Below are 18,767 nucleotides of genomic sequence, written 5' to 3'. Positions count from 1 at the left end.
TAGCAATTATTTTGTTTTGTCTTTAAAACGGGCTTCCACTCGGTAAATTCGCTGTCCTTTGCTTGAAAATTTTTCTTCATATTCGGTCATAATATTTCCTTCATAATTACTTTCATGCAAGTCTAACCAAACTTGTTCCAATGTCATACCGTATTTTGAAAAACTACTCAGTGAGTATTCGAACAATCCTTGATTGTCAGTTTTAAAATGAATCTCACCAGCAGGTCGTAAAATTTCCTCATCTACTGCTAAGAAGCTTGGTGAAGTTAAACGTCGCTTCTCATGTTTTTTCTTTGGCCATGGATCAGAGAAGTTCAAATATATTTGATCAACTTCACTATCAGCAAAATAATTTGTCAGCTCCGACCCATCAACATGCAATAATTGTAAATTTGGCAATTCTGCTTCAACTAATTTATCTAGTGCGATAGAAATCACACTCACTTGCATCTCAATTCCAATATAATTGATTTCAGGATGTGCAGCAGCCATTCCAGTGATGAATTGACCTTTCCCCATACCGATTTCAATATGGATCGGATGATCATTACCGAAACGTTCAGACCAGCGGCCTTTCCACGCTTCTGGTTCTTGTACAACATATTCAGGACGGGCAGCCAGCATTTCTGCAGCCCCCGGACGGTTTCTAACGCGCATTGTTTCCCTCCAAAAAGTTCTTTTAAAATAAAATCAATAACAGTATTTCCATGAACAAACCTATTTTATTCATCCGTTAATTGAACTTACAAAAAGCTGAACAAGACGTTCAGCTTCCAGCAAAAATTCGTTTTAATTGTAAGATTGATTGATTCATATGATGATATTCTTCTCGTTTATACTGACGAGCGATCTCTAGCAGCAAGCTCATTAAGCCATACCAGTATACTCGTTCCATATTTTCATCCGTCGGGCGAATCCCATAGCGGACGAGCCATTTACTCCAGCTGGATAATGGTACATAGTTTCCTAAAATCGTACCAATATCTAATGCTGGATCAGCGAACATCACCGAATCCCAGTCAACTAGATATAAATAGTTAGAACAAACCAACCAGTTCCGATGATTTACATCCCCATGAACAACGGTGTAATTCTTTTTAGCGTAGGTTGGGATATTTTTTTTCAAATAATCATACACTAATTCAATAAAACCATTTTGCTCAATCATTGTCGGCAAATTCGCCTCATAATCAGCTAATAGTTGTTGTGGTGACACTTGACGTCCACCCATTTTTTTTAACATCACTTTCAATGATGGCGAGTGATGTAGATGATATAATACATCAACCACGTCATTTCGACGCGGAATTTCTTCTGGCTCAAGAATTCGACCATCCAACCATTCTTGAGCAGTCAGTGTATCACCATTTCCTGTTCGTTTGATCCAAACAAGTTTTGGTGCGATTCCTTCACGAGATAAAGCCGCCAACATTGGGGTGGTATTTCGTTTAATGAAGACGCGATCTTCGTCACGATAGCCGATATACGTTTTTCCCGTATCACCTTTGATCGGCTGCACACGCCAGTCACTATCCAACTGAAACTCCATTCCCAAGGCCCTCCCCTAGCATTTTAAACGTATTTCCTATTTTAGTCGGGGAAAGTCGCTTCGTCAAGGGCATGTATGTTCTTCTTTGATTATTTTTCATCACGATGCGCCTGAACCGCTAAATTCACTGACTCGATATACGCGTTAAGAAGCTTTTTCGTCACTTTCCCTGGCGTCCCATCACCAATTGTTTGATTATCGATTTCAATGATTGGCATGATTTCGGCTACTGAACTCGTTTTAAAACATTCGTCTGCCGCAAGTAGCTCTTTTTCAGTGAATGCTTCTTCTTTCAATTCGATACCTAAAGCTTTTACCAATTCCCGAATTTTAATTTTTGCGATTCCTGGTAAAACAAGATTCCCGTCTGGATGGGTATAAAGCACTTCGTCTTTCACCATCCACAAATTTGATGCTGATGCTTCCGTTACAATGCCATCGCGTACTAAAACTGCTTCGTCATAGCCTTTTTGCTGTGCTTCATCTAAGGCCATGATATTGCCTAATAAGCTGATGGATTTGATGTCGCAATGCAGCCAGCGTTTATCTTCTACAAAACCAGCGCGAATACCGATATTCTGTTTCGCACTTGGGCGAGACGCAGGTTGAATATCAGCCATCAAAACCGGTTGAACTTCTTTCGGATTGGGAAAATCATGTAGTCGCGGTTTTGCTGTACCACGTGTTACTTGAAAATAAACTCGAGCATTTTCAAGTCCAACTTCTTGTGCTAGGCGATGCAGACGCTGACTTAATTCTTCTCTTGTAAATGGAAGTGTCATGCGAATTTTTTCAGCACTGACCCAAAGACGGTCCAAATGCTCCTTTTCCATATACATATACCCATCATAAATCCGAATCACTTCGTAAATACCGTCACCAAATTGATAACCGCGATCTTCTATATCAATCTTTACTTCTGATTCATCGACAATTTCTTCATTCCATAATACTTTCATTCACTAATCCTCCATTTTCTTTATTCTGGTCGGGAGATAGAACCAAGCAAACAAGCCAATTTCACCTAAAAGTAACACAATTAAAGCGAAACTTCCGACAATAGACAAATGTATCATACTGCAAATGGTGAAAATAATTGCCGCGGCAGATAACAAAATGACCATTAACTGACGCAAAGCAGTCTTTTTATACTTCTCCGAAACTGGATAAAGCTGAGTCGCACTAATGTAATCAAACTGATTATACAAAGGAATCATTTGAAAACCTATTAAGTAAATAAACAGCATACTGACACCCGCAATAAAGCGAAAGTCATTCAGCGAAAATAGCAATACACCGCCTACAATCAATAAACGAAAGAACAGTCCACCAAATTCTGCTCCCCGCAGAGCTCTGCGGGCAAATAGATAAAGATACGTGTTTTCTTGCTTGAAGCGAATTCTTGCTAATAAACCGTCTAAATACTTTCTGCGTCGTACTTTTGCTTCAACTTCTGGAACATCAGTAAACAAATTAATAAATTGATAAATCCGATGCAAGCGAGCATTTTCCTGATCAATCATCTTACTCCAATCCAACAGTCGATCCTTTTCCTGCGTGATCGAAATGAACCCAAATACTGCTACGAAAGCCAAAATCGTGCCAAGCCACGCTGATCCATATAAACTAGCAAAAATAATCACACCACTCACACAGAACCAGAATACAGTCAAACGTTGCGTTTGCTCCCGTGTTTCTTGGTAGCATGCTAAGCGTTGTATTCTTAAATTTCCTAATTTTAGGCCCCAAAGCATTAGTAAGTAAAAGAAAAAGCTTACAAAACTTACTTGTTTGGCTAAAACCACTAATGGCAATAACACTCCGCAAATAAGCAGTTCAATTACGAATGGAAAAGCGATTGAATGACGTAAACCGCGTGATAGATAGTTCCCCATTTCCTTTTCTTTAGGTAATAAAAAGGTCATATCCGCTGGTTCAACTAAGGTCGCTAACTTACCAAATGGTAAGATAAACCACCAAATAATTCCTACGATTGGCAAGCTCCAAGGAAAATCTGTCGGTAATTGTTTTAAAAGATTTGAATAATAAAAGGCTAGTCCTCCGACTAAAAACAAGCACACCAAAACAAAATGATCATTCAATACGTAGCGCATATATTTCATCATTTTTTTCTGATGGCGTTGCCGCCTTAATAGAAAAAAATCATGCATGTTCTTTCTCCTTTGTCAACGCAATATAGATTTCATCCAAAGAGGAACCTGGCAAATTAAATTCCGCCTGCAATTCCTGCAAAGTCCCTTGTGCTCGTACTTCACCCTCATGCAATACGATAAAACGATCACAATACTTCTCTGCCGTTGCTAAAATGTGAGTAGACATCAAGATTGCGGCCCCTTGCTCCTTCATCGTTACCATCAGCTCTAATAGCGCATTGATTGCCAATGGGTCTAATCCTAAAAAGGGTTCATCGATGATATACAAACTGGGTTGGATTAAAAAGGCACATAGAACCATCACTTTCTGCTTCATTCCCTTAGAAAAATTCACAGGGAACCAGTCTAGACGATTTTCCAAACGAAAGGTCTTCAATAATGATTCAGCCCGTTTCATCGCCTCATCCTTTGGAATCCCATATGCCATTGCGGTAACTTCGATATGTTCTCGCAACGTTAATTCTTCATATAATGAAGGTGTTTCAGGAATATAACCGATCTTTTTTCGATAGTTCTCTGGATCTTGCTGTAAAGTCAAGTCATCAACTGCAATAGTTCCCTTCTGCGGCGTCAATAATCCAATGATATTTTTGATCGTTGTAGATTTCCCTGCTCCATTCAAGCCGATCAAACCGATCATTTCTCCATTATGGACTTCAAAATTAATATCCTTTAAAACAGGCAAGTGACCGTAGCCGCCCGTAACATGCTGAATCGTTAAGCTCATACTTATCCTCCTAGTTCGTTTCACTCTATTTATACGAAAAACTAATGGCTTCTCATTTTCTAAATTTAAGGCAGAAATAGCCTCGCTGAAGCGGCACTCAATTTCATAGTTTACATTATAGCAGAATCCTATAAATAATTAATCTTCTCCCAACCTTTTCCAGCACAAGTATTACAAGTTATGGTAAAGTAAAAGAAGTATTTACGATCGCTTACCTGCTTTTTGCAGCAGCGGCACAATATAAAACAATATGAGTGAATGAGAAAGGATGTTTGCAATGGAAAATTGTATTTTTTGTAAAATTATTGATCAAGAAATCCCTAGCTACAAAATTTATGAGGACGAAAAAGTCTATGCATTTCTAGACATCTCGCAAGCAACGAAAGGCCACACATTAGTTGTGCCAAAAAAACATGTAACTGATATTTTTGAATATGATGAAAATTTAGCCGCTGATCTCTTTACACGTATTCCTAAAATTGCCCGTGCACTTGAAAAAGCATTTCCTGAAATGGAGGGCTTAAATATCATAAATAATAATAAAGAGTTGGCGTATCAATCTGTTTTCCACTCACATGTTCATCTGATCCCTCGCTACAGTAAAAAGGATGATTTTTCGATTCATTTTGGTAATCATGCGGAGGAACAGTCAGCAGAAGAATTACAAGCGATCGCGGATAAGATCAAGGAGCAGGTGAAATAAATGAGTTTTTTTAAAGGAATTTTATTTGGTGCCGGTCTTGGAACACTCGGCGGACTTCTATTAGCACCACGTAAAGGAGAAGAAACCCGGGAAAAACTGATCACTAATACGCGTGAACTCGTAGTATTAACGGACGAATTAAATGATAATCTGGCTGATTTTCGTGAATCTGTAACGAACCTAAAGGAAACCTTTGATACATTAGTTCCCGCCTTTAAATCTGGCGTGGAAAAGGATATCGAGGAATTTCGCTTCCAAGCGGAGCCGCGCATTCAACAGATCCAAGAACAAATTGACAAAATCAATCTGGCCTTGCCTGAAGTCGATGAAAAAAAAGTAATCAAGAAGGGCCGCTATTCTTTAGAGCGTCCTGCTGGATAGCAGTAACCAATTTATTTCATTAAAAATAATTATGCCTTTATTGTGAATTTTCTCGGAAACTATTTTTAATCCCCTTTCCTTTACATTTTTAGGTGTGTTATAGTTGAACAGGAATAACAAACAGATGTAAATTTTAATTTTTAGGAGTTGTAGCATAGAAATGAAGAAAAAGATTCTTTTAGCCACTACTGGCTTACTTAGTGTAATTGTTTTAGGGGCTTGTTCAGGAAGTTCTAATCAAGACATCGCAACAATGAAGGGCGGTAAAATTACCGTCGAAGATTTTTATAATGAAGCGAAAAAAGAACAATCGAACCAAAGTTTAGTACGTAACATGATCATCTATAAGGTTTTTGAAAATGCCTATGGTGATAAAGTCACAGACAAGCAAATTGACAAAGAATATAAGAAACAAGAGAAGCAATTAGGCGATAGCTTTGAAAGTCAACTACAATCAGCTGGCTATACAAAAAAATCGTATAAAGAATACTTGAAACAGTCTTTAGCTTTCCAAGAAGGATTAAAAGCTCATGTAAAAATTACTGATAAAGACATAAAAGCTGCTTGGGATTCATTCCATCCAGAAGTAACTGCTCGCATTATTTTAGCTAGCAGCGAAGATGAAGCAAAAGAAATCAAAAAACAATTAGATGACAAAGGTGATTTCGCGAAGATCGCTAAAGAAAAATCACAAGATTCAACAACGAAAAAAGATGGCGGCGAAATCAAATTTGACTCACAATCAACAACTGTTCCTTCTGAAGTTAAAGAAGCAGCCTTTAAGTTGAAGGATGGCGAAGTTTCTGATGTGATTACGGCAATGGATTCATCTACTTACCAATCAAGCTACTACATTGTTAAGATGGAAAAAAATTCATCTAAAGGCAATGACATGGATAAATACAAAAAGGAATTAAAACAAATCGCTGAAGACACTAAAATGGCTGATCAAACCTTCTCTTCTGAAGTAATTTCAAAAGAATTGAAGAAAGCAAACGTGAAGATCAAAGATGATTCATTTGAAAATATCTTATCTGACTTCTTAACAACAAATAGTTCAAATAAGAAAGCAACTGACTCATCAAAATAATTATGAGTAGTAAAGGGGAATTCCAAGCGGAGTTCCCCTTTTTTTATTATTCATGCTACAATAAGGTAGCGAATACTTATAAGAAATAGGTGAACTGTAGATGAAAAAATTTGCCTCTAAAGAAGCAGAAAAAGATTACTATGAACACGAAGCAGATGAAGCGGAATTCATTGCTTGGTATAAAGAACAAGACCACCCCGAGTATGACAAGCCCTCAGTCACTGTCGATATCGTCATTATGGGCTATAACAAAGAAGAGGATCAATTAAAAATTTTACTAATTCAGCGACGCGGCAATCCTTATCGTAATTCTTGGGCACTCCCTGGCGGATTCGTTGAGCGCAATGAATCCACTAACGACAGTGTACGTCGCGAAACCGCTGAAGAAACCGGTTTAACTATCGGCCGAAAAAGTGTCGAGCAGCTCCATACCTTTAGTACACCGAACCGTGATCCTCGTGGTTGGGTGATTACTGTCAGCTATCTTGCATTTATTGGACAAGTACCTCCCACTGCTGGAGATGATACACAGGATGCGCGCTGGTTTAATCTGGAACGGCACGGCGATACGATTTGCTTAACAAGTGATGGTATTTCAATTGAAATTGAGCTTGAGGCTGGAAAATCAATCGGTAAAGATACTTTAGCCTTTGACCATAATGAGATTATCCGCAAAGCCTTCAATCGTGTTTTAAACAAAATGGATCACGAACCATTAATTTTACAGGTTTTAGGTGAAGAATTTACGATTACTGAAGCACGTAAAGTTTTTGCGAAATTTTTAGGCGTTGATTATAAAACCGTCGATCACTCAAATTTCAAAAAAGCAATGCTGCAATATTTTGATGAAATTGGCGAACGACCAGTCGGAATCGGTCGTCCTTCTAAGATTTATCGTTTAAAAGATGAAATTGGTGAAAAAAAATAAAAATTTTACTTACATGAATCATAAAAATCTGTATATAATGGAAAAAGCAAAAAATGACTTTCCATAACGCAGTGAAGATCCCAAGTGGCAATCGTAGCGAGTTATATGATTGCCTTTTTTTGCGTCTTGAAATTCATGACCTGTTTATGAATTCACCATATTTAAATTTAGGAGGATTTTTATGCCAAGTAATAAAAGAGAAAGTTTTGTTTATACGATAATGATGTGTTTTGTGATGGTGTTCTGGATGAGCTTATATAATATCGCTTTACAATCCGGTACAATCACTTTAGAGGTACTTAAAACAGCCTGGCTCGGTTTACCTTTGGGCTATTGCTGCGCTTTAATTCTGGACTGGTTTGTCGTTTCGACTACAGCGAAAAAAATCGCATTCAAAATCATGCCTACATTTGCTAGTCCTTTACGCAAAGTCTTAACCATTTCTAGCTGCATGGTTTTACCCATGGTCTTTTTCATGTCGCTTTATGGCTCTATTGAAGTTTTAAGCCATACACATGAATGGAACAAATTGTTCATTATGTGGGGAACGAACATTTTGAAAAATCTTGTGATGGCACTGCCATTTCAAATAATTATCGCTGGACCACTCGTTCGAAAAGTTTTCAGAAGACTTTTTCCTGTCGGCACGATTTTAGCGTAATACGAAAAAATAACCGAAAGCACCTTCACGTGTGCTTTCGGTTATTTTGATTTACATAGATAGCTAGCTGATTTTCTAGAATTTCCACACGTTTTTCTAATTCACCGTTAGAAGCTCGCTGTCGCTCACTCTCCACTCTTCGGTTCGAGTAAAGTTTTGGTAAACCGGAGGATTCATACTGTTCCAATAATTGAGGGATTTTTTGATTATCAATTATAACTTGAGTCGTGATCAAAATTTCACCGTCATCATTCACCCTCCGATTTGTCCTTGTCTCCATACCCTCAAAAGCTTTAGGACCAATAACATATCCTGTCATCTCTTTGATGATCATTTGATTTTCTCTTAACCAGCCGTAAAATGTATTTTGATTAAGCCCATACTCTCTCTTTACTTCAATTAATTTCATGACGTACCTCCTCTTCTTTTGTTAAAAAGATACGCATAAAAATATCATGGGCTTTTATTCCGCTATATTCGTCAAAATTTCTTGATACCGTTCAGTTGCTAACAGGCTAACCTGATCTTTTTTGCAGAAGTTTAATTTACGTAATTTAGGAACTACCCGTTCTACTACGATTTGATCGGCCACCGTTTTTTCCTGCAATACTTTAAAGGCTTCTTTGAACCGTTGGTCATTTCGTGCTTTTTTATAAAAGGACAAAACATAAAGATAATAAAATAAATTGTACCCGCGAAATGGGTATTCTACTTGCATGAACAGCGTCCCAATTCCATAATGGCATGGACCAAGTGGAAGTTTCGTTTCCCAATGGCTTAATAAAAAATCCACCGCATCATCTAATTCAGTTTCCTCAACAAAATTTATCCGTCGGAATAATTCTAACGCGTTCAGAGTAGGCAAAGGATTAGAAAATTCCGTTTCTGGACCTTTGCCAAAATAGAATTTCTTGCACCACCACCCTCCATCTTCGTAGCGTGTAGTCAATAAATGTTTCAGCGTTTGCTTCATTCGTGGATCATCTTCATGACCTAAGCGTACCAACAGTGTAGCCGCTGGAATTGTTTGACATGGGAAGACTGCTCCTTTAGGATAAAGCCGAAATTCTCCTGGTTCACGCCAGCTCTCCCATAGAAGCTCTGCTACTTTTTGCAGAATTTCTTCTTGCGGATTCATTCCCAACTCTAATAAATACTCCGCTGATTCTAAACACGAAAAGGGCGCTCCTTTTCCCAAGCGTCTATCCTCTGTCGTCCAATAATCCCAGCCTTGATCATACCGATGCTCTAAAATCGTTTGGATGTCTGTCTCGTTCATTTTTTTCTCCCATGAATGTATTTTTTTTGCCAGTCTCTTTTCAGATTGTTTCTAAATATGAGATTTATCTTAATACTTTGCTGCCTGAAAAAAACAGAACCGGCATTCTTGAAGACCTTTTCTTTTAAGTGTATCACAACTAATTAAGACTGAAGGGCCTATTTTTCCTTTCCACGATCTCCTAAAGGCATCATGTGGACCATCTCATAGTTAAACTTATATTATTAATGAATTTTATAAACACAGAAAAAAACTCTCCCGATATTGAGAGAGTCTGGATGCTTATTTGACTGTAGCTTTTTTCATTTGTTTACTACGTAATTGTCCACACGCAGCATCAATGTCTGTACCATGTTCTTTACGGATTACACAATTGATCCCATTCTTTTTCAATACATCGTAAAAGCGCAGAACATCTGCTTTACTACTGCGAGAATATTGATCGTGCTCACTGACAGGATTATAAGGAATTAAATTCACATAAACTAATTTTTTCTTATTCTTCATTAAGTCTGCCAATTGTTGCGCGTGATCTGGACGATCATTCACTCCTGAAAGCATAATGTATTCGAAAGTAACTCGACGATTTGTTTCTTCTATATAATAATCCACTGCTTCCATTAATTTTTCGATTGGAAAGCTGCGGTTAATTCGCATAATCGACGAACGAACTTCATTGTTCGGCGCGTGCAACGAAATCGCCAGGTTTACTTGTAAACCATTTTCCGCAAACTTCTTGATCTTCGGTACTAATCCGCTAGTTGAAACGGTGATGTGTCGAGCGCCAATCGCCATCCCTTTATCGTCATTAATGACATGAAGGAAATTCATAACATTATTGTAATTATCAAACGGCTCGCCAATTCCCATCACAACAACGTGAGAGACACGTTCATCTTCACCGCATTCGTCAAAATAGTGTTGGACCAACATGATTTGAGCCACGATTTCACCAGCAGTCAAATCTCGCTGCTTTTTCAACAAACCAGACGCACAAAACGTACAACCAATATTGCACCCAACTTGAGTCGTTACACAAACAGACAAGCCATATTCCTGACGCATCAAGACTGTTTCAATCATTAAATGATCCGGCAATTCAAATAAATATTTGACTGTGCCATCACTAGCTTCTTGTACAACTAATTGTTTTAAAGGATTGATGATAAAGTTCTCTTCTAGTAGTGCGATGGTTTGTTTAGACAGATTGCTCATTTCCGAAAACTCGCTCACACGACTGCGATAAAGCCACTCCCAAACTTGAGTAGCGCGAAATTTCTTCTCGCCATGCTCTAGAAACCATTCAACTAATTCTTCTCTTCTTAAACCATAAATTGAGGGTTTTTCCAAGGTATTTCCTCCTAAATCATTTAAACGAAATCATTTTTCAATGATTAATTTATAACTACGTTTGCTCTGTAATAGATGAAAAGTAAGCAGACATTCGCTACATACTATAACCGATTCACAAAGAGAAAACAATCAACTTTGGAAAAAAGAAAAAAATTCACAAACTGAACTATCTATAAAAAACTATTTTTTTAATTGGATAAAGACTACAAAAATAAGGTGTGACAATTCCCCTTGTCACACCTTATCCTTTATTCCTCTAATGGATTTTCTAGCTCTTCTTCTGCTTTTTGTAAGAGAACTTCCCGTGGCTTACTGCCTGTGGAAGGTCCAATCACGCCATGCTCCTCCAGTTCTTCCACGATGCGAGCAGCTCGGTTATATCCGATACGAAAGCGTCGCTGCAGCAAGGAAATGCTGGCTGTCTGCATGTCGATAACTAAAGCCTTTGCTTCTTCATACAATTCATCCTGCGGTGTTTCTGATGGCGAAGAAGAAGTTTCTTCTGTTGGCATCATTTTTTCTTCGTAGTGAGCTTCCTGCTGATCAGAAACAAATTCTACTACACGTTCTACTTCATGATCAGAGATGAAGGCGCCTTGAACACGAATTGGTTTGTTTTCTCCCATTGGTAAAAACAGCATGTCTCCACGGCCTAATAGTTTTTCCGCCCCATTACTGTCGATGATCGTCCGCGAGTCCGTTCCGCTGGAAACGGCGAAGGCGATTCGTGATGGCACATTGGCTTTAATGATCCCAGTAATAACATCGACACTTGGACGTTGTGTTGCAAGAATCATATGAATACCTGCAGCACGAGCCATTTGGGCTAAACGAGTGATAGCATCTTCAACTTCGTTACTTGCCACCATCATCAAATCGGCCAACTCATCCACGATAACTACTATAAATGGTAAAATCGGACGATTTTGTCCATCCTCTAGATTTTTCTGAATAACTAATTCATTGAAGCCAGAAATGTTTCGCACTCCAGTTGCCGCAAATTTTTCGTAGCGCTCTTCCATTTCCTGAACAACCTTTTGTAAGGCTTGTGCCGCTTTCCGCGGATTGGTTACAACCGGTGTCAATAAATGAGGAATCCCGTTATAGACATTCAACTCAACCATTTTCGGGTCAATCATCATTAATTTGACTTCATTCGGTTTCGCCCGCATCAAAATACTGGTGATAATTCCGTTGATTGAAACAGACTTCCCACTACCAGTCGAACCTGCAACTAACAAGTGAGGCATTTTAGATAGATCGGCGGTCTGAACCATCCCTGAGATATCTCGACCTAATGGTACTTCCAATAATTTATCTGGATGATTAGGCTGGGCTTCAATGATGTCACGGAAGGAAACCATGCTGATCGTACTGTTTGGCACCTCAATACCGATCAGTGATTTCCCTGGAATCGGTGCTTCCATCCGCACATCCTTCGCAGCTAAGGCTAAGGCAATATCATCGGTTAGGTTGACGATTTTGCTGACCTTCACACCAACGGCTGGTTGTACCTCGAATTTTGTCACAGATGGTCCTAAGCTGGCTTTCACAACCTTTGCATCTACGCCAAAGCTATTGAAGGTTTTTTCTAGTACTTTGATATTTTGTTCGATTTTTTTGTATTCATCGCTTTGGTCTGCCGCTGGAATCGAATCCAGTAACGTAGAAGGCGGCAATTGATAATCATGATCTTCCGGTTCTGCATTGATTTCAAATTCTAAATCACCAGGATCATCGATTTCTTCTTCATCAAGCTCCACTTTCTTCGTTGCTACTGGTGCCGCAGTTGCTGACAAAGGCTCTAAATTTTCTTGGAAGCCTTCGATTGGTACCAAGGTCATTTGCTCAGGCTCTTTCTCTAAACGCTCTTGGCTTTCTTTTGCCAGTTGTTCGCCTGGGGTCAAGGAACGTACTCTGTTTTTTTCACGTTCTGCTTGTTCTGCTTCCATCTTTGCTTTTTCGGCTGCTTGTTTTTCAGCTTTAGCTTGTGCCCTTTGCGCTTGACGCTCTTCCTTTTTAGCAGCTTTTTGCGCTTTTTTCTCGTCTGATTCAGAGAATTTCTCCCGCAAGGTATCAACAAGATGGGCAAGATAATCGGTTACTTGGTTAAATTCTAAGAGACTGAACAAGAAAATACCAAGAATCAATAGTAAAACAGCGATCAAATAACTACCGACCTGTGATACTAAAAAGTGCGTCAAATTATAAAGTGCCGCTCCAAGCATCCCGCCGCCAACATTTTGGGTGATTTGATTTCCTAAAAAATCGACCATTAAAAGATCCCAAGTCGTCTTTAAAATATTTGGATCTTGGCTCTCCACTTTCATAAACAAACGGGCATGGAGAATCAATAAAATCCCTAAATAGAAAACACCGATACCGATCCAACGCCGTGGTTTAGTTATTCGCAGCTTAGTATTTTTCGCTACCAGCAGTGCTCCATAAAAGCCTAATAGCAATGCTAAAAACTGATAGGTATTGCCGCCAATCAAGCGTAATACATTTGCAATTAAATTTCCTAAGAAACCTAATTTAAATATGGCAAAGACTGTGAATAAAATAAATAAAAGCCCAAGCCCGATGATCAGGCGCTGTTCTTGTAGTTGTTTTTGCTTTTTCGTTTTTCTTTTTTTCTTTGTACGCTTTTTTTGCGCCATGTTATCCCTCTTTCCATTCTGTACCATTATACAAAAAAAAGAAGGCGAACAAAAGTTTTGCTCGCCTTTTCTTTTTGGTTAATTAAAATTTAAGGGGACGTTCTGATTACTCTTTTGGTAAAGACCATTCTTCACCAAACCATTTCTTAGAGATTTCAGCATATTTGCCGTTGTCCTGTAATTCTTTGAATGCACTATTAATTTTACTTACTAATTCCTTATCGCCTTTACGTGCGCCAACTGCAAAGTTTTCATTCTTGAAACCAACGTTGAAAATGTTGTATTCATCTAGTTTATTCGCCTTCTTCAAGTAGTAATCCGCATAAACCTTATCAATCAACACTCCGTCGATCCGACCATTTTCCAAATCAATCATTGCTTCATTGAAGCTAGCATACAAGGTTGCATCGTTTTCTTTAACGATGTCCTTCAAGGTTTTTGTCTCATTGTTAAAGGCTTCATAGCCAGAAGAACCTTCTTGAGCACCTAAGACTTTATCTTTCATATCTGCTGCTTTGGTGATCCCGCTGTCTTTTTTTGTGACCAAGACTTGTTCATTTTGCGCGTAAGGATCAGAAAAAAGCACTTTCTTTTCTCTTGATTTTGTAACAGTATAGCCATTCCAGATTAGATCAATCGTACCGTTGTCCAATTCATTTTCCTTCATTGACCAGTCGATTGGCTGAAAATCAGCTTTGATGTCATATTGGTCAAAAACCGCTTTTGCTAGATCAATATCAAAGCCTACGATTTTTCCATCCTCATCCTTGAAGCCCATTGGTACAAACGTATCATCTAAACCAATCGTTACCTTTTTATCCTTCTCAATGGTTTTCCAGCTGTCGTCACCGCTGGCTTCTTTCTTTCCACACGCGGCTAAACTCACTAAAGTCAAAACAGCCACCATTCCCAAAACCAATTTTTTCATTTTCATACTAACTCCTCCTAATATCGTTTTTATTTGATAGGTTCTACCTTCAATACCTTGTCACCAATTTCCTCAGCAAAATCTAAATCATGGGTTACGACGATCTGAGTCACACCGTCTGCTTTTAATTCTAAAATCAAGCTCGCTACTTGCTGACGTAACGCAGGATCTAATGCACTTGTTGGTTCATCGTATGCCAATACCTTGGGGTTCATCGCCATCGCCCGGGCAATCGCTAAGCGTTGCTTTTGCCCACCTGATAATTGATAAGGAAAATTATTTAATAATTCTTCGATATCCAATAATTTCGCTAAATGGTTCGCCTTGCTTGTATAGGTCTCTTTATCCTGCTTCAAGACTAATCGTGGTCCGATCGTAATATTATCCATCACACTCAAATGCGGAAATAATTGGAAATCTTGGAAAACCACGCCAACGACCTGCTCCTGTTGTTTCGAAGAAGTTGGATCAAAGGGGCTTCCATCTAATAAAAACGTCCCGCTGTCAGCTGTTTCTAATCCAGCCAGGGTTCTCAACAGCGTCGTTTTACCTCCTCCAGATGGACCGACGATGGCTAAGATTTGTCCATCAGGAATGACTAAGTCCAAATTATTAATCACTTTTTTACTACCAAAGGATTTGTTTACATTTTTTAATTCAATCATTTTTTCCACCTGCCTAACGATAATAATTCAAACGATTTTCTAGTTGTTTCAAGATAACTGACGTAACTCCTGTCAGCGCTAAGTAAATGATTGCTACACCGAATAACGGAAGTAAGGTAGTGTCACGCTCCATCGCAATTTTCCCCGCGCGCATAACGTCTGATAACCCAAGGATATAAACAAGCGACGTATCTTTCACTAAGTTGATCACTTCATTTCCTACAGACGGTAAAACAATTTTTACGACCTGCGGAATAATGATTCGCGTAATCGTTTGAACCGGTGTTAATCCGATCACCTTCGATGCTTCATATTGGCCAACTGGAATCGATTGAATCCCACCACGGAAAATTTCTGCGTAATAAGCAGCATAGTTCAATACAAAAGCAAACAACGCTGCATCAAAACGATCAAAAATGATTCCAACTAACGGCAATCCATAAAAAACAAAAATCAATTGTAATAATAGTGGTGTACCCCGCATAATCCAAACATAAAAACGTAAAATCCATTGCAACGGCTTAAACTTGCTCGCCAACCCGAATGATAATAAAATCCCTAGCGGCAATGAGCCTAATATGGTAAAAGCAAATAATTTCAGTGTTGTCGTTGCCCCTTGTAATAATTGCGGCATGACGTCGATCAAATAGTTCATCCCAATATCCCTCCATTTTTTCGAAAGTTGCACGGCCTTTCGAATCTTTCTCAAAAAACAACTAACGCCCCCTGGTATCTCTACCAGAGGGCGTTAAATACGCGGTTCCACCTCGTCTTTGTCCTTTTTTCGCAAAAAGGACCTCTACGGGTCAGCCGTTCCAGCGGGTGAAAATAAAAAAGTCCTTTAGTCGCTAGGACTAAAGGACGTAATCACGTGGTTCCACCTTTTTTCATCGCCGTCTCACAACGAACGATCTCAACTGGTCAATCTGACCTCTGCTGTAACGGGCGCTCCCGGATCAGCCTACTAAATTCAACTGATCGACTCAAAGATGTGGTTCACAAAACATTGCTGCCTCTTCTCACCTACCAGAGACTCTCTGAGAACAAATGAACTGCTACTCTTCTTTTCATTGTCGTTTGATTAAGTTGAGTCATACTTTACACGCCTTTTCAGGGTTTGTCAATAACGAACCTTCATCTTTTTATCATCTGTCTCAAATTTAATTATTAGGAACAAATTGAAATTTAGACCAAGGCTTCAAGAAATCCAACATAATCAGTTCTTCTGGCGGAATCTTTCCAACCAAATTTTTTCGTGAATCGCTATGGGGTTCTAGAACGATTTGTAATTCGTTTTTGTATTTGCCAAAATCATCATTTCCTACAACGACATCTCCCACTTGAAATTCTTGGGTGTTGTCATGAACAGGATTTGCAACATCTGCATACTTCACTCGAACCATTGTTGAGCGAACAGCAGTAGAAGTAATATCGCCGCGACGGAAATGCTTCGGATCAGCTACGATTTTACGTTCGATTTCTGTTGCTGCTGGCACAAATTCAATACCTAAGCTTACTTTATAACGATTAACTGCGGCTACTTTTTCTAGTTCCTCATCAGAAGCGTAGGCATTTCCGATAATCACGGTATCAATCAGTCCTGTCGCGAACATATGACGCGCCTGTAGATCGATCGGCAAATGACGATGCATCTCCAATGTCGGCAGTCCATCATTCACGTCCCATGGTCCATATTTCGCTTCATGACTTGTGATAAAAGCGGCTGTCTTGATCCCATGACCTTTGAAGCGTTCACTACAGCTGATGAAGAAGTCATATGGCAATGCCGAACCCTCTTGCGGATAAAAATTATGACAGCCATAAATGAATGGCTCGTTGGCTTCATAAGATAAAATGTTATCAAGATAAGCGACATTATTACTCATATTTAGCTCGATCGCTAAGCCTTCAGGATTATAACTCAGCATCGCTTCTTTGTTACCGTCAAAGCCTTCGTCTAAACGAATACCTTCAGCACCAAGCTCAGCGAAGAAGCTTAAATCATCGTATGAAATGCCTAAATCATCGAAAATTGATGGCGCAATATCCAAGATTGTTTCAAAACCAAGATCCTTCGCGTAATGAATGATACTACCAAATTTTTCGCTGACTTTTTCTTTGCCTTCTGTCACTTCCAGCATACTCATAAAAATTCGCGTATAGCCAAGCTCCGCCGCTTTCTTAATGTAGTCACGATCCGTCTGCGGATCACTATGATCAGGATAGACTGAAATACCTAGTTCACGTTTCACTTAAATTTCCCCTCCTTGATTACTCTTCTAAACCGTTTCTTTCGGTTACCTCTTTGAACCAGTAACCGGATTTCTTCACCGTTTTGATTTGTGTATGAATATTATTTGAAATGAAACCATAACGGTTCTTGTAAGAATTTAGCCAAGACCAGCAATCGATTGGTGTCCACATATGATATCCAAAGCAATTAGAGCCTTCTTCGATACCTTTATGCAGCCATTCTAAATGCTCTTGGACAAAATCAATCCGATAATCGTCTTCGATCATGCCATCAGCATTTTTGAAGCGCTCCTCATTTGAGACACCCATGCCATTTTCAGAGACATACCATGGAATATTTTTATAATTTTCTTTGATATTTACCGCAATATCATAAAGCGCTTTTGGATAAATTTCCCACCCGCGATCTAGATTCACACGACGTCCAGGCATATCGTAAGCATCATAATAACGGTCTGGCATCCACGCACCAACCGAATTTGGTGCTACATCAGGAGCCTTCACACGATTTGGATGATAGAAGTTCACACCTAAGAAATCAACAGTATTATTCTTCAAAATTTCTTTTTCTTCATCCGTGGTTTCCCATAGGACCTTGTCCTTCGTTAATAACTCTTCTAATTCAGTTGGAAAATGTCCATAAATCGCTGGTTCTAGGAACATTTTATTGTTCCATAGCTCTGCAATCCTTGCCGCTTCTTGGTCTTCTGGCGCATCAGAAGCTGCGTAGGTAGGCGTAAGATTTAAAATTGTTCCGATTTGCGCATCTTCAATGTTCATTTTACGAAATGCTTGAATGGCTTTTGCGGATGCCAAGTTTAAATTATAAGCGACTTGTACTGCTTTTTTTCCATCCACGATATTTGGATAATGGAATTGGAATAAGTATTCACCTTCAACAACAACCATTGGTTCATTATGAGTTGTCCAGAATTTTACCCGATCCCCAAATAACTCAAAGCATTTCTCAGCAAAACCAACATACAGCTCTACGACTTTTTTTGATTCCCAGCCACCATATTTATCAAATAATTCTACTGGTAGGTCAAAATGGTGCAGATTCATTGTTGGAGTCATACCTTCGGCGATCATTGCATCAATCACATTGTTGTAAAAATCTACAGCATCCTGATTAACTGTATTCGTTTCTAAATCATCGATTAAACGACTCCATTGGATACTTGTCCGTAAACTATTCATTCCGATAGAACGCATCATTTGGATATCTTCTTGATAGCTGTTGTAAAAGTTGGAAGCAACATCTGGTCCAACATGATTGTGAAATTTTTCGGGTTCGATTTCAAAGTGATAATCGAAGACATTTGCATGTTTTTTGTTAAAGCGTCCTTCACTTTGTGGGCCAGATGTCGCAGCACCCCACCAGAAATTTTTTGGGAAAGTTTTCATTGTATATCT

The 18,767-nt window shown here is 39.0% G+C and carries 19 protein-coding genes and 1 other annotated feature; of the genes, 5 read left to right on the top strand and 14 right to left on the bottom strand.

Annotated features, from left to right (window positions below):
- Positions 1-6 precede the first annotated feature (6 nt).
- The 5 genes from trmB to OMU_RS18755 all read right to left on the bottom strand — a co-directional run bounded on the left by trmB (position 7) and on the right by OMU_RS18755 (position 4,450).
- Positions 7-657: a tRNA (guanosine(46)-N7)-methyltransferase TrmB gene (gene trmB, locus OMU_RS18775; protein WP_016181441.1), complete on the bottom strand. Its 651-nt coding sequence runs from the start codon at positions 655-657 to the stop codon at positions 7-9.
- A 109-nt stretch (positions 658-766) separates the two neighbouring features.
- Entirely contained in the window at positions 767-1,549 is a 783-nt protein-coding gene (locus OMU_RS18770) for a phosphotransferase family protein (protein WP_016181440.1), read from the bottom strand.
- Positions 1,550-1,638: 89 nt separating this feature from the next.
- Positions 1,639-2,508, bottom strand: coding sequence for a D-amino-acid transaminase (gene dat / locus OMU_RS18765; RefSeq protein WP_016181439.1), 870 nt, complete (start codon positions 2,506-2,508; stop codon positions 1,639-1,641).
- A gap of 3 nt (positions 2,509-2,511) precedes the next feature.
- Complete coding sequence (locus OMU_RS18760) at positions 2,512-3,720, bottom strand: ABC transporter permease (protein ID WP_016181438.1); 1,209 nt, start codon at positions 3,718-3,720, stop codon at positions 2,512-2,514.
- Positions 3,713-4,450: an ABC transporter ATP-binding protein gene (locus OMU_RS18755; RefSeq protein ID WP_016181437.1), complete on the bottom strand. Its 738-nt coding sequence runs from the start codon at positions 4,448-4,450 to the stop codon at positions 3,713-3,715. Before OMU_RS18755 ends, OMU_RS18760 begins: the two co-directional genes overlap by 8 nt.
- Before the next feature lie 277 nt (positions 4,451-4,727).
- On the opposite strand from OMU_RS18755, the gene OMU_RS18750 reads away from it, so the two are divergent.
- From OMU_RS18750 to OMU_RS18730, 5 genes are all read left to right on the top strand, one after another.
- Complete coding sequence (locus OMU_RS18750) at positions 4,728-5,153, top strand: HIT family protein (RefSeq protein WP_016181436.1); 426 nt, start codon at positions 4,728-4,730, stop codon at positions 5,151-5,153.
- Positions 5,154-5,534: a YtxH domain-containing protein gene (locus OMU_RS18745; RefSeq protein ID WP_016181435.1), complete on the top strand. Its 381-nt coding sequence runs from the start codon at positions 5,154-5,156 to the stop codon at positions 5,532-5,534.
- Positions 5,535-5,694: 160 nt separating this feature from the next.
- Positions 5,695-6,624, top strand: coding sequence for a peptidylprolyl isomerase (locus OMU_RS18740; protein WP_016181434.1), 930 nt, complete (start codon positions 5,695-5,697; stop codon positions 6,622-6,624).
- A 100-nt stretch (positions 6,625-6,724) separates the two neighbouring features.
- A complete protein-coding gene (locus tag OMU_RS18735) occupies positions 6,725-7,552 on the top strand; it encodes an NUDIX hydrolase (protein WP_016181433.1) in 828 nt (275 codons plus the stop codon).
- 181 nt (positions 7,553-7,733) lie between these two features.
- Entirely contained in the window at positions 7,734-8,213 is a 480-nt protein-coding gene (locus OMU_RS18730) for a DUF2798 domain-containing protein (RefSeq protein WP_016181432.1), read from the top strand.
- A gap of 25 nt (positions 8,214-8,238) precedes the next feature.
- Here the strand turns inward: OMU_RS18730 and OMU_RS18725 are convergent, their stop codons facing one another.
- The 9 genes from OMU_RS18725 to OMU_RS18685 form a co-directional block, all read right to left on the bottom strand.
- Complete coding sequence (locus OMU_RS18725) at positions 8,239-8,622, bottom strand: hypothetical protein (protein ID WP_016181431.1); 384 nt, start codon at positions 8,620-8,622, stop codon at positions 8,239-8,241.
- Positions 8,623-8,676: 54 nt separating this feature from the next.
- Entirely contained in the window at positions 8,677-9,492 is an 816-nt protein-coding gene (locus tag OMU_RS18720; RefSeq protein WP_016181430.1) for a hypothetical protein, read from the bottom strand.
- A 282-nt stretch (positions 9,493-9,774) separates the two neighbouring features.
- The gene (gene rlmN, locus OMU_RS18715) at positions 9,775-10,842 is read right to left on the bottom strand and encodes a dual-specificity RNA methyltransferase RlmN (RefSeq protein ID WP_016181429.1); all 1,068 of its coding nucleotides are present in this window, start codon (positions 10,840-10,842) and stop codon (positions 9,775-9,777) included.
- A 251-nt stretch (positions 10,843-11,093) separates the two neighbouring features.
- Positions 11,094-13,505 (bottom strand): DNA translocase FtsK, encoded by a 2,412-nt coding sequence (locus OMU_RS18710; RefSeq protein ID WP_016181428.1) that lies wholly within the window; start codon positions 13,503-13,505, stop codon positions 11,094-11,096.
- Positions 13,506-13,611: 106 nt separating this feature from the next.
- Positions 13,612-14,439, bottom strand: coding sequence for a transporter substrate-binding domain-containing protein (locus OMU_RS18705; protein ID WP_016181427.1), 828 nt, complete (start codon positions 14,437-14,439; stop codon positions 13,612-13,614).
- A gap of 23 nt (positions 14,440-14,462) precedes the next feature.
- Complete coding sequence (locus OMU_RS18700) at positions 14,463-15,098, bottom strand: amino acid ABC transporter ATP-binding protein (RefSeq protein ID WP_016181426.1); 636 nt, start codon at positions 15,096-15,098, stop codon at positions 14,463-14,465.
- Between the two features lie 13 nt (positions 15,099-15,111).
- Entirely contained in the window at positions 15,112-15,753 is a 642-nt protein-coding gene (locus tag OMU_RS18695) for an amino acid ABC transporter permease (protein ID WP_016181425.1), read from the bottom strand.
- Positions 15,754-15,952: 199 nt separating this feature from the next.
- Positions 15,953-16,178: a binding site (T-box leader), on the bottom strand.
- A gap of 80 nt (positions 16,179-16,258) precedes the next feature.
- On the bottom strand, positions 16,259-17,350 hold the full coding sequence (locus tag OMU_RS18690; RefSeq protein ID WP_016181424.1) for a DUF871 domain-containing protein: 1,092 nt from the start codon (positions 17,348-17,350) through the stop codon (positions 16,259-16,261).
- Positions 17,351-17,369: 19 nt separating this feature from the next.
- A complete protein-coding gene (locus OMU_RS18685) occupies positions 17,370-18,758 on the bottom strand; it encodes a glycoside hydrolase family 1 protein (RefSeq protein WP_016181423.1) in 1,389 nt (462 codons plus the stop codon).
- Positions 18,759-18,767: the final 9 nt, after the last annotated feature.

It is taken from the genome of Enterococcus avium ATCC 14025 (assembly GCF_000406965.1).
Classification (GTDB): domain Bacteria; phylum Bacillota; class Bacilli; order Lactobacillales; family Enterococcaceae; genus Enterococcus_A; species Enterococcus_A avium.
This window is presented reverse-complemented; position numbering and strand designations above follow the sequence as displayed.